Origin of the sequence: Paractinoplanes rishiriensis, assembly GCF_016862375.1 — a bacterium.
Taxonomy (GTDB): Bacteria; Actinomycetota; Actinomycetes; order Mycobacteriales; family Micromonosporaceae; genus Actinoplanes; species Actinoplanes rishiriensis.
In genome coordinates, this window is the sequence record NZ_BOMV01000123.1 from 23336 (window position 1) to 35138 (window position 11803).

Consider the following 11803-nt stretch of genomic DNA (forward strand, 5'->3'; position numbering starts at 1 on the left):
ACTCCCGGCGGTACTGCACGTGGCGGCACGGGCGCTGGCCGCGCAGGGCCTGTCCATCTTCGGCGACCACTCCGACGTGATGGCCGTACGCGCCACCGGTTTCGCCCTGCTCGCCTCCGCCTCGGTCCAGGAGGCCCACGACCTCGCCGCGGTGGCGCAGGCCGCCTCGCACCGCACCCGCGTGCCGTTCGTGCACTTCTTCGACGGCTTCCGCACCTCACACCAGCTGGACAGCATCGAACTGCTCTCCGACGACGACCTGCGCGCCCTCGTCCCGGCCGAACTGGTACGCGAGCAGCGCGGCCGATCGCTCTCACCGGAGCGGCCGGTGGCGCGCGGCACGGCGCAGAACCCCGACGTGTACTTCCAGGGCCGTGAAACGGTGAACCCGTTCTACGCCCGGGTGCCGGAGGCGGTCCGCGCCGCGATGGCCGAACTGGGCGCCCGCACCGGACGCCGGTACGACATCGTGGAGTACACGGGCGCGCCGGACGCCGACCGGGTGCTGGTGCTGATGGGATCCGGCAGCCAGACCGCCCGGGAGACCGTCGCGCACCTTGTTTCGGCGGGCGAACGCGTCGGCGTACTCCAGATCCGGCTCTTCCGGCCGTTCCCCGCCACGGCGGTGGCGGCCGCCATTCCGCCGACCGCGACCCGGATTGCGGTGCTCGACCGGACCAAGGAGCCCGGATCGCTCGGTGAGCCTCTCTTCCTCGACGTGCTCGCCGCCCTGGCCGAGAGCGGGCGCGACACCATGCCCACAGTCATCGGCGGACGGTACGGCCTGGGCTCCAAGGAGTTCACCCCGGGCATGGTCTCGGGTGTTCTTGCCGAGCTGGGCCGGGCCCGGCCGCGCCCACGGTTCACCGTCGGCATCGTCGACGACGTCTCCGGCATCAGCCTGCCCTACGAGGACCTCGACATCGAACCACCCGGCACCGTCCGAGCGGTGTTCTACGGGCTGGGTTCGGACGGCACCGTCGGGGCCAACAAGAACACCATCAAGATCCTTGCCGCCGATCCGAAGCTGCACTGCCAGGGCTACTTCGTCTACGACTCCAAGAAATCCGGGTCGATGACCGTCTCGCACCTGCGCTTCGGCCCGGCCCCGATCGCCGCGCCTTACCTGATCACCAGGGCGGACTTCGTCGGCTGTCATCACCTCGGGCTGCTCGATCGGGTGGACGTGGTGGATTGCGCGGCGCCGGGGGGCACGCTGCTGCTGAACTGCCCACATCCGGCGAGCGTGTGGGATGAGCTGTCCCGCGATGTGCAGGAGCAGATCATCGCCAAGCGCCTGACCGTGCACGCCATCGACGCGGATCGGATCGCCGCCGAGGCGGGCTTGCCTGGACGCACCAACACCATTCTGCAGACGTGTTTCTTCGCGATCAGTGGCGTACTGCCCCACGACCAGGCAATGACAAAGATCAAAAACGCAATAACCACGACGTACGCCCGGCGGGGCAGCGACATCGTCGCCCGCAACCACGCGGCCGTCGACGCTACCCTCGCGGCGTTGCGAAGGGTCCCCCTCCCCGAGCGAGCCACGGCCACCCGCCGCCGCCCGCCATGCTCGCCGGGCGCGGCGACCAGTTGCCGGTCAGCGCTCTGCCGGTGGACGGCACCTACCCCGGCGGAACCACCGCCTACGAGAAACGCAACATCGCCGATCTCGTCGCCGTCTGGGATCCCGGGACCTGCATCCAGTGCGGACGCTGCAGCCTCGTCTGCCCGCACAGCGTCATCCGGTCCAAGTTCTTCGATCTCAAGGAGCTCGCCGGTGCACCCGACGGCTTCCCCGCGGCGGCGCTGAACGCCCGCGGCCTGCCCGACGCCCGATTCAGCCTGCAGGTCTACCTCGAGGACAGCACCGGGTGCGGGTTGTGTGTCGAGGCGTGCCCGATCAGCACACCGGAGGGCAAGGCCATCAACCTGGAACCACGGGAACCTCGGCTCGAGGCGGGCCGCACGAACATCGCGTTTTTCGAGAGGTTGCCGATCGCGGACCGGTCCCGGGTGGATTTCGGCACCGTACGGGGCGCGCAGTTCCTGCAGCCGCTGTTCGAGTTCTCCCTCGCCTGCGCCGGCTGCGGCGAGACGCCGTGTCTGAAGCTGCTCTCCCAGCTGTTCGGTGACCGTCTGATGGTCGCCAACGCCACCGGCTGCTCGTCGATATACGGCGGCAATCTGCCCACGACGCCGTGGACCGGCAATCCCGACGGTCGGGGACCCGCCTGGTCCAACTCGCTGTTCGAGGACGACGCGGAGTTCGGCCTCGGCTTCCGTCTCGCCGCCGACCTGCACCACCGCCTGGCCGCCGAGCGACTGGCCGAGCTTCGGGGCCGGCTCGGTCCCGAACTGGTCGACGCCGTCCTGATCGCCCCGCAACGCCGGGAATCCGAGTTCGCCGCCCAACGTGAGCGGCTAACCGAGTTGAGCCGCCGCATGGACCGGCTGCCGCCCGGGGACCCGGTGGTCGCCGACCTGCGCAGCGTCCTGGACCATCTGGTCCGGCGCAGTGTGTGGATCGTCGGCGGGGACGGCTGGGCGTACGACATCGGCTCGGCCGGCCTGGATCACGTGCTGGCCAGCGGCCGCGACGTCAACGTGCTGGTGCTGGACACCGAGGTCTACTCGAACACCGGCGGACAGGCGTCCAAGGCCACCCCGCTCTCCGCAGTCGCGCGGTTCGCGGCGGCCGGCAAGAGCACACCCAAGAAGGACCTGGCCCTGCAGGCGATCGCCTACGGCAACGTGTACGTGGCCCGGGTGGCCATGGGCGCCGACCCGGAGCACACGCTGCGCGCCATGCGCGAGGCGAGGCGTACGACGGCCCGTCGTTGATCATCGCTTACGCGCACTGCATCGCGCATGGCATCGACATGCGCGACGGGCTCGGCCAGCAACGCCGAGCGGTGCGGACCGGCTACTGGCCGCTGATGCGCTACGACCCGGTGCTGCGCACGGCCGGGAACAACCCGTTCCTGCTGGACTCCCCGCGGCCGCAGGCGCCGCTGTCCGAGTACACCGACCAGGAGCTGCGCTTCCGGCGTCTGCACGATATCGACCCTGCCGAGGCTGCCCGGCTCGCCGTGCTGGCCCAGGAGGCAGTCGACCAACGCTGGCAGGTCTACGAGGAGATGGCGACCCGGGGCCCGGAACGGTTCCCGGCCGACGCCCGCCCGAGACGCTGAACAGATGCCGGCCCGGCGGCACCGGTGCCGCCGGGCCGGCCGGGGCGAGGTCACTTCGCAGCGCCGACGGCAATCTGCCGGCCGGTCGTCTGCGGTTCGGTCAGCGGGACCGTGACCTCCAGAATCCCCTTGCGGTACGTCGCCTTGATCGCGGACTCGTCGGCGTTGGCCGGAAGCCGGACGGAACGCTGCAGGGCCCCGTACCGGAACTCGGTGCGGTTCAGGCCCTGTTCCTCCTCGCGGCGCTCCGCCTTGATGGTCAGGACGCCGTGCAGCACGCTGATCTGCACATCCTTGTCCGGGTCGAGTCCCGGCAGCTCCGCGCGCAGGACGTATTCCTCGTCGCCGAGTTTGTCCTCGAGACGCATCGCGGACAGCGGGCGCGGGAGGTCGACTTCGATCCAGTCGGTCATATCACCGAACAACCGCGGCAACAGCCCAGTCATCATCTCCTCCTCCTTTCACGTTTCATCCGCATCCATCGCATCTCGTGCGGACACCGGCCGTCAGGGCCGAAAGACCCGTCCCACCACCCGGATGTCGCGGCGCAGCATTGCGGGGACGGTGACCTGCGCGGTCTGCAGTGCATCCGCGCGACGCCGCCCGTCCATCAGGTTGACACCGATGGCTGCCAGGTCTTCCGGCCCGGGTGTCAGGACCGTCGCCCGGGCATACACCTCGTCGAGGCGCTGAGAGTGCAGCAGGTCGAGGGAGGCCGGACGAACGCACGCGACGGTGGCGGGGCGAAACGGTGAACGGAGGCCACGATGGAGTACCGGAGCCCGCTGGACGCTTCGTTCCTGCCCTACGTCCCGATCCCCGAGCCCATGCGCATCGGCGTCGCCGTGATGACGTACGCCAAGCAGGCCGCGATCGGGGTGACCACGGACTTTGCTGCCGTACCCGAGGCCCGGGACTTCGCCGCCGCGGTGGCGGCCGAGATGTCGCGCTTGCGTCCGGCACGGCGGCCCACCAAACGTGCCGCCCGGCCCGCGTGATTTCTCAGTCCTCCGGAGGGAGCCGACATGGCGCGAGGTGCCGGCCCGGGGACGGCGATCGGGCTACAACTGCCCAACGGCTCGGTCAGGAGGTAAAGGCGTTCGTCGTGCCGCGCCCGGAGCTGACCGCTGCCGGGAAGGTGCTGAAGAACTCGTCTGACGGGACTTCTGGCCCTGCCGCGCCGCGCGCGGCGAAGGCACCGTGACGGTGAAGGGAGGAGCCATGACTACACGGCATCTGATCGTCGTCGGCGTGGACGGCTCGGACGGCGGGCGGCGAGCGCTCGAGTGGGCGGTCCGCGAGGCGGACGCCCGAGGTGGCGCCGTTCAGGCAGTCACCGCGTGGTCCTGGGACGGGCTGGAGTTCGGACCGGTCACCGCGACCAACCCCGCCGAGGCCAAGGAACGCGCCACGCACCTGCTCGACGACGAAATCCACGCCCTGTTCGCGCGACACGGCTCGCACGTACCGATCGCCGCCGAAGTGATCGAGGGCAGCCCGGGCACCGCACTCGCCTACGCCGGCCGGACCGCCGACCTGCTGGTACTGGGCAGCCACGGCCACAGCCGGATCCGGCGCACCGTACTCGGATCGGTCAGCGAGGAATGCATCCGCAAGGCGACCTGCCCGGTGGTCGTCATCCCCCTGACACCACCGGCCAGCCACGACGACGCCGAACCGGCACCCCGGCAGTGATGAGAATGCCCCGGTAGGCATCGAGCTTCTCCACCGGCGCCGACAGCGGCGACGCGACCGCGGGACCGAAGTTCCGCGGTCGCGCGTCGCCCGCCCGACCGCACCGTCCGATCGCCGGACGATCCGGGACTTTCGGCCCTGAGGGACACCGCTGGGAAACAGGCACCGTGGACGGAACCCCCGTACGGAGGTTCTGCCATGACACCGCTTGAGGACGCGGCCCGCGTCTCCCAGCACGCACCGTCGGTATTCAATACACAACCGTGGGCCTGGCGGATCACCGGCGACACGCTGGAGCTGTTCGCCGAGCCGGATCGACGGGTCGACAGTATCGATCCCGACGGCCGGCTTCTGCTGCTCAGCTGCGGCGCCGCCCTGCACCACACCCGGGTGGCGCTGGCTGCGGCCGGACGGGCGATTTCGGTGGAACGGCTGCCCGACCCGGCTGAACCCGATCTGCTCGCCCGGGTAAGGCTGGGTGAGACGACCGTGCCGCCCGACCCCGAGGCGCAGCGGCTGGCCGCGGCGATCACCCGCAGGCGCACCGATCGGCGTGCGTTCGACGACCGGCCGGTGGCCGAGGCGGAACTCACCAGGTTGCGCCGGCTCGTCGAGTCCGAGGGTGCCTACCTCCACGTCGTACGCCCCGAGCAGACCGCCATGCTGGCTGTGTCGACCGAGCTGGCAGCCGGAACCGAGCTCGAGGATCCGGCCTACCGGGCCGACCTTCACCATTGGACCAGCCGGCCGGACTTCACCGGTGACGGTGTGCCGCCGGCGACCGCTGTGCAGCCCGGATTACGCCGGGTACCGATCCGCAACTTCACACCCGACGGCACCGCCGGGCTCAACGCCGGGGTCCGCCATGACCGGGGCGCATCCTACGTCGTCCTGTTCGGCGCGGGTGACCAGCACGCCGATCTGCTACGCGGCGGCGAGGCACTCTCGGCGCTGTTGCTGCTCGCCACCGCCGACGGACTGGCGACGGCACCGCTGAGCGACACCATCGAGGTCGCCTGGCCCCGTCAGCTTCTGCGCGGCCTGCTCGCCGGGATCGGGGAGCCCTATCTGGTCATCCGGCTGGGCCACCTGTCGGCTGCGGACCCGCTGCCCCCGGTACCTCGCCGGGATCCGCGCGACGTCATCACCATCGTCGACTAGTCGGGGCCAGAATATGGACCGCTCGACCGGCACAGCCGCCGACGTTCGTCCCTACGACGACGCGGACCTGCATCTGGCTGCCGCGGCGGCCATCCGGGCGCCGTCCATGCACAACAGCCAGCCCTGGCGGTTCCACCTGCGGGACGGCGCCATCGAGGTCCACATCGACCCGGCTCGGCGGCTCGCCGTCGCCGGCCGCTCCGGCTGGGCCGCTCGCCTTGCCTGCGGTGCCGCCACGTACAACGCCCGCCTGGCCCTAGCTTCGACGGGTCGCCCCGCCGAGGTTCGGCCGTTCTGGCCCGACCCGGTTCCCGCCGACGTCCGGGTCCGGCTGATCGGGGCCGCCCGCAGCGAGGCGGCCTGGCTCGACCTGCTCGTCAAAATGACGGCGCTCACCGGCGTCAGCGAGATCGCCCACAGCGCGGACCGGGTACTTCGCCGCAACGCGTTCTATCAGGCGGAAATCGTCGCGTGGACGCACGCCGACGGCGTTCCGGCCAGCGCCGGAGCGCCTCTTGCCGAACCAGGACCTGCTGCCCCAGCGGTTGTTCGCCGAGCGGCCCCGCGTTCCCGGACGGGACTACGAGCCGGAGCCGCTCATCGGCATTCTGGGCGTGCCGGGCGATCTACCCGCCGATCAGACCGTGGCGGGCCAGGCCCTGCAGAAGGTTCTGCTCACCGCCACCGCTGCCGGGGTCGACACCTCGCTGATCAGCCAGCCGATCGAGGTGCCGGCCGCGCGTGACCAACTACGCCGCGCACTGGGGTCGCAGCGGTTATCCGCAGATCGCCATCCGCTTCGGATACGGCACACCGGGTCACCGCACCCGCCGCCGGGCCGTTACCGACGCCCTGCCCGGCTGAGGCCGGGACCTACGACCCAGCCGGTGGGGACCTGGCGCCCTGCCCGCCGACCGTCCGTCGTCCGACGATCGAGGTTGACGAACCGGGATGGGAGGACCTTGCGATGACGGCCACCACTGCATCCGAGTCCGGGTACGACGGTGTCGACGCGCTGGCCGCGGACGGCGGCATAGTCACGCTCCGGCCGGTCCGTCCGGCAGACCGCCGTGCCCTCGCTCAGATGTACGGCGAGGCCACACCCGACGCCCTGCGCATGCGCTTCTTTGCCGTGCCGAGCAGCGGCACGCTGGCCGCCGAAATCGATCGCCTCTGCCTGCCGGAGGGCGGACGCCACATCGCGGTGCTGGCCCAGGAGGGTGATCAGGTGGTGGGCGTCGCGTCCGGCGAGCGCACCGATGACACCGGCAGGCGCGCCGAGTTCTCGGTCTTCGTGTCGGCGTCGCACCGGGGGCGCGGCATCGGCACCCTCCTGCTGGAACACCTCGCCGCACGCGCACACCACCACGGCATCAGCGAGCTGATCGGTGAGGTCCTGCCCAACAACTTCCCGATGCTGCGAGTCGCCCGGGATCTCAGCGCCCGCGCGTGGTCGCGGTTCGACGACGGCATCGTCGACGTCGGCCTGGACACCGCGGACGACGAGTCGGACGAGCCCGCCGTCGATGTGCGCGACCGGGCCGCCGAGCGGGCGTCGCTGCGGGCCCTGCTGTCACCCGCCTCGGTCGCTGTGGTCGGTGCCGGCCGCAAGCCCGGCGGCGTGGGCCACGAGACGTTGTGCGGCCTGCGCGAGTACGGCTTCACCGGCGACCTGTACGCGGTGAACCGCAGCGGCACGCCGATCGACGGCATCCCGGCGTTCCGGTCGGTGTGCGACCTGCCGGCGCCGGTCGATCTGCTGGTCATCGCGGTGCCGGCAGACCAGGTGGCGGCGGTGCTGGCCGATGGCGCGACCGTGGGTGTCCGCGCGGCGATCGTGCTCAGCGCCGGTTTCGGCGAGACCGGGCCGCAGGGCCGGCGCCGCCAGTGCGAGCTGGTCCGGTTCGCGCGGTCGCACGGCATCCGGCTGGTCGGTCCGAACTGCCTCGGCGTCGTCAACACCGACCCCCGGGTCCGTCTGGATGCCAGTTTCGCGCCCGGCACCCCGCCGGCCGGAGGGCTGGCGGTGGCCGCCCAGTCCGGTGCGGTCGGCATCGCCCTGCTCGACGACGCCACCCGCTCCGGGCACGGCATCTCCACCTTCGTGTCACTGGGCAACAAGGCCGACGTGAGCGGCAACGATCTCATCGCGTACTGGTACGACGACCCGGCCACCCGGGCGGTGGCGCTCTATCTCGAATCGTTCGGCAATCCGCGCAAGTTCGCCCGTACCGTCCGGGCGCTGGCCCGCCGTAAGCCGGTCATGGCGCTCAAGAGCGGCCGGTCCGGTGCTGGACAACGCGCCGGAGCCTCGCACACCGCGGCCGCCGCCGCCCCGGCTGCCACGGTGGATGCGCTTTTCGCACAGGCCGGGGTGATCCGCCCGGACGGTCTCGATGACCTGATGGATGCGGCGCGCATGCTCACCGGCCAGCCGCTGCCCACCGGACGCCGGATCGCGATCGTGGGCAACGCCGGCGGTCTGAACGTGCTTGCCGCCGACGCGGCCGAGGCCGCCGGGCTGATCGTTCCGGCCGGCGGCGGGGAGAATCCCCTCGACCTGGGTGCGGGGGCGACGCCGGCAGCATTTGCGGCCGCCGCGGCCGCCGCCGCACTCGGCGGCACGGCCGACATGGTGCTGCTGGTTGTCATCGGCACCCGCGCCAACCGGCCGGCCGACATCATGACCGCCCTCGGTGCCGTCGCCGACCGGCACCCGGAGCTGGCGATGGCCGCCGTGCTGGTCGGTGGCGGGCCGCTGACCCGGTTCGGCAAACGCGGCGTCCCGGTCTTCGACGTACCCGAACGGGCCGTCCGCGCGCTGGCACACGCCGCCGGCTACGGCGAATGGCGCCGGCAGCCGCTGGGCCGCCGTCCCGAGCTGCCCGGCATCGACCGGGCGGGGGCGCGCTCCGCGGTGCAGCGGGCGCTCGCGGAGGGCGGCGGCTGGCAGCCGTACGAGTGGACCGCCGAGATCCTTGCCGCGTACGGCATCGGCATCGCACCGGCCGTGACCGCCGCGGATGCCGCCGCGGCCGCCGCGGCCGCTGAAGCCGTGGGTTATCCGGTAGTGCTCAAGTCGGCCGACCCGGAGCTCGTGCATAAGACCGACAGTGGTGGGGTACGGATCGGCCTGCTCGGCCCGACCGCGGTCCGGCACGCGTTCCGTTCCGTCGCCGCGGCGGGCCGCCCCGGATCCGGGGTGCTGGTGCAGAGGCAGTTGAGCGAGCCGGTCGAACTGGTGGCCGGCGTCGCCCATGACCCGCTGTTCGGCTCGGTAGTGCTGCTCGGTCTGGGCGGCGTGCACACCGATCTGCTCGGTGACCGGGCGCTACGCCTGGTGCCGATGACCGACCTGGACGCCGGCCGGATGTGGCGGGGGCTGCGCGCCGCTCCCCTGCTCACCGGCTACCGTGGCGCACCCGCCGTGGACACCGGAGCCCTCGAGGACCTGCTGCTGCGCCTCGGCCGTCTCGCCGAGGACTTCCCGGAGATCGCCGAGCTCGACCTCAACCCGGTCCTGGCCGGCCCGGACCGGGTCACCGCGGTCGACGCCAAGCTGCGACTCGCGCCGGTCGGCGCCGAGCCGGATCCCCTGCTCCGCCGCCTGAGCGCGACGGAGCCGGCTGGAAAGGAGTCATCATGACCACCCGCAGAATCGTCGTCGGGTACGACCGCTCCGACGACGCCAAGGCCGCCGCCGCGTGGGCCCTCGACGAAGCCTCCCGGACCGGCGCCCCGGTCGAGTTCCTGTACGCCTACGAGTGGCCGGTCTGGGCCCCCACCGCCTCCATGGTCCCGGCGACCTCGATCTGGCCCGACGGCGAAACCGACCGCGCCATCAAGGACACCCTCAACACCGCCGTCGCGGACGCGAAACAGAACTTCCCGGCGGTACGCACCACCCTATCCCTGGTCTACGCCGACGCGGCGGTCACCCTGATCGACCGCTCCGCCGAGGCGAGCCTGGTGGTCCTCGGCAGCCGTGGTCACAGTGCCGTCGCCGGCCTGCTCGGCTCGGTCAGCGCCGCGGTCAGCGCGCACGCGCACTGCCCCGTGGTCGTCGTCCGCGGACAACCGGCCGGCGGCCCCGTCGTGGCCGGTGTGGACGACTCCGCATCCGCCCGGTCCGCCGCCTTCTTCGCCGCCGACCAGGCGTTGGCCCGCCGGGCACCGCTACGACTGCTGCGCGCCTGGAAACCGGTGACCGGCCTCTGGGAGGCCACGCCGCTGGTCACCCGGCAGGTCACGAGCACCGAGCGGCAATCGTTCGACGAATTGGTCGCCATCGTCCGGGACAAGTACCCGGGCCTGGAGATCGTGGCGGATGCGGTGGTGGACCACCCGGCCGACGCCCTGGCGAAAGCTAGCGCCACCGCCCAGCTGCTGGTGGTCGGCTCTCGTGGCCGCGGAGCCGTGCGCAGCGCACTGCTCGGCTCGGTGAGCCAGCACCTGCTGCGCCACTCGGCCTGCACCGTCGTGGTCATCCACAATGCCTGAGCACGGCGGGCCGTCCCGGCCTGCGCTCAGGTGGTGTCGGCCGGATAGGCGTACAGTCCGACGAGCCGATGCCGGGCGGTCCGCAGCCGGTCGGCTACCACGGAGAGGAAGCGGGCGCTGAGTTCCCGCCCCAGTTCGTCGTTCTCCGCGATCAGCGCGCGAATGCCGGCGGCATTGAATTCCAGTGCGCGGATGTCGTCGGTGACCACGGCGCCGAACTGCCAGCGGTACGGGGCGACCAGCCACGACCAGCCCACCGTCGTACCCGCGCCCAGCTCCTCGAGAACCACGTCGCCGCGGCCCGGTACATGCAGATCGATTACCACCGTTCCGGAGTGCAACAACCAGAACTGTTCCGCCGGGGTGTCCTGGCGGGTCAATCGGTGGCCGGCACGGCGGTATACCGGCCGAGCGTGCGGCGCCAGACGGCGCAGCCACCCGGCCGGTAGATCGCCGGTCAGGGGGTGCAATGCCAACAATCGAAGGCGGACAGCATGGTCGGGCGACCCCCTTGCTCGGTTCGGCGCATCAATAGATGCCGTAGGCGATGCCGGTCCCGAGCATGGTGCGGTCGTCGTAGTCGTACCTGATCTGGTCATGGACGTCCACCACACCGGGCACCTGGCGAGTCAGCCGGAGCGCCTCGTCGGCGGTGGAGGCCTGCTCGACCCGGCCGCTGAGGATGACAACCCCGTCGTCGACCTCGGCCGTGACGCTGGCGGTCCGGCCGGCCAGCGCGTGCCGCAGGACGCCGTTCTCCACGTCGGCGCGAATGTCCTCGTCCGGGCGGAGATGCACCTTGAGCAGATCGCCTCGGGTCACGATGCCGATCAACCGCCCGAGATCGTCGACCACCGGGAGTCGCTTGACCGATTCCTTGTCCATCAGGCGTGCCGCGGCAGCGACGGAGGTTCCGCCGAGCACGGTGACCGCCGGCGCACCCATCAGGTCACGCGCGATCTGGCCGAGCGCCTTTCCCCGTTCGCCGCGACGTCGCCGGCCGTCGAACAGCCGGGGGGCCTCCTCGCCCGCGTACTCGATCTTGCGTAGGAGGTCGGCCTCGCTGACCACGCCGATGACGCGCTGGAACGGGTCAACCACGGGCACAGCGCTGAACCGGCGGCGGATCAGCAGATCCACCACGGACCGGTAGGAGGCGGTGTCCGCAACGGACACCACCTGCTCGGTCATCACGTCGTCAACTGTCCAGAATTTCCTTGTCTCCATCACAACCTCCCTTCCCTTCACGC

General features: G+C 71.4%; 10 protein-coding genes and 3 pseudogenes. 10 read left to right on the forward strand and 3 right to left on the reverse strand.

Annotated elements, in window-relative coordinates:
- Nucleotides 1-13 precede the first annotated feature (13 nt).
- The 4 genes and pseudogenes from Ari01nite_RS51220 to Ari01nite_RS47935 form a co-directional block, all read left to right on the forward strand.
- A pseudogene (locus Ari01nite_RS51220) lies at nt 14-1504 on the forward strand (2-oxoacid:acceptor oxidoreductase family protein); the annotation flags it as partial.
- A 68-nt stretch (nt 1505-1572) separates the two neighbouring features.
- Nucleotides 1573-1848 (forward strand): annotated as a pseudogene (locus Ari01nite_RS51595) (4Fe-4S binding protein); the annotation flags it as partial.
- A gap of 36 nt (nt 1849-1884) precedes the next feature.
- A complete protein-coding gene (locus tag Ari01nite_RS47930; protein WP_239163674.1) occupies nt 1885-2847 on the forward strand; it encodes a thiamine pyrophosphate-dependent enzyme in 963 nt (320 codons plus the stop codon).
- The gene (locus tag Ari01nite_RS47935) at nt 2844-3197 is read left to right on the forward strand and encodes a thiamine pyrophosphate-dependent enzyme (protein WP_203791253.1); all 354 of its coding nucleotides are present in this window, start codon (nt 2844-2846) and stop codon (nt 3195-3197) included. Before Ari01nite_RS47930 ends, Ari01nite_RS47935 begins: the two co-directional genes overlap by 4 nt.
- Before the next feature lie 50 nt (nt 3198-3247).
- Here Ari01nite_RS47935 and Ari01nite_RS47940 read toward each other — a convergent pair whose 3' ends face one another.
- Nucleotides 3248-3643, reverse strand: a complete 396-nt coding sequence (locus tag Ari01nite_RS47940; protein WP_203791254.1) for an Hsp20/alpha crystallin family protein — start codon at nt 3641-3643, stop codon at nt 3248-3250.
- 321 nt (nt 3644-3964) lie between these two features.
- Here Ari01nite_RS47940 and Ari01nite_RS47945 point away from each other — a divergent pair, with 321 nt between their 5' ends.
- The 6 genes and pseudogenes from Ari01nite_RS47945 to Ari01nite_RS47970 all read left to right on the forward strand — a co-directional run bounded on the left by Ari01nite_RS47945 (nt 3965) and on the right by Ari01nite_RS47970 (nt 10553).
- The gene (locus Ari01nite_RS47945; RefSeq protein ID WP_203791255.1) at nt 3965-4195 is read left to right on the forward strand and encodes a WS/DGAT domain-containing protein; all 231 of its coding nucleotides are present in this window, start codon (nt 3965-3967) and stop codon (nt 4193-4195) included.
- A 223-nt stretch (nt 4196-4418) separates the two neighbouring features.
- Nucleotides 4419-4892 (forward strand): universal stress protein, encoded by a 474-nt coding sequence (locus Ari01nite_RS47950; RefSeq protein ID WP_203791256.1) that lies wholly within the window; start codon nt 4419-4421, stop codon nt 4890-4892.
- Nucleotides 4893-5090: 198 nt separating this feature from the next.
- Entirely contained in the window at nt 5091-6053 is a 963-nt protein-coding gene (locus Ari01nite_RS47955; RefSeq protein ID WP_203791258.1) for an Acg family FMN-binding oxidoreductase, read from the forward strand.
- Nucleotides 6054-6066: 13 nt separating this feature from the next.
- A pseudogene (locus Ari01nite_RS47960) lies at nt 6067-6917 on the forward strand (nitroreductase family protein).
- Between the two features lie 103 nt (nt 6918-7020).
- Complete coding sequence (locus tag Ari01nite_RS47965) at nt 7021-9699, forward strand: bifunctional acetate--CoA ligase family protein/GNAT family N-acetyltransferase (RefSeq protein ID WP_203791260.1); 2679 nt, start codon at nt 7021-7023, stop codon at nt 9697-9699.
- Nucleotides 9696-10553 (forward strand): universal stress protein, encoded by an 858-nt coding sequence (locus Ari01nite_RS47970; RefSeq protein WP_203791261.1) that lies wholly within the window; start codon nt 9696-9698, stop codon nt 10551-10553. Before Ari01nite_RS47965 ends, Ari01nite_RS47970 begins: the two co-directional genes overlap by 4 nt.
- A gap of 26 nt (nt 10554-10579) precedes the next feature.
- Here Ari01nite_RS47970 and Ari01nite_RS47975 read toward each other — a convergent pair whose 3' ends face one another.
- Nucleotides 10580-11152, reverse strand: coding sequence for a cyclic nucleotide-binding domain-containing protein (locus tag Ari01nite_RS47975; RefSeq protein ID WP_203791263.1), 573 nt, complete (start codon nt 11150-11152; stop codon nt 10580-10582).
- On the reverse strand, nt 11082-11801 hold the full coding sequence (locus Ari01nite_RS47980; protein ID WP_239163670.1) for a CBS domain-containing protein: 720 nt from the start codon (nt 11799-11801) through the stop codon (nt 11082-11084). Before Ari01nite_RS47980 ends, Ari01nite_RS47975 begins: the two co-directional genes overlap by 71 nt.
- Nucleotides 11802-11803 lie beyond the last annotated feature (2 nt).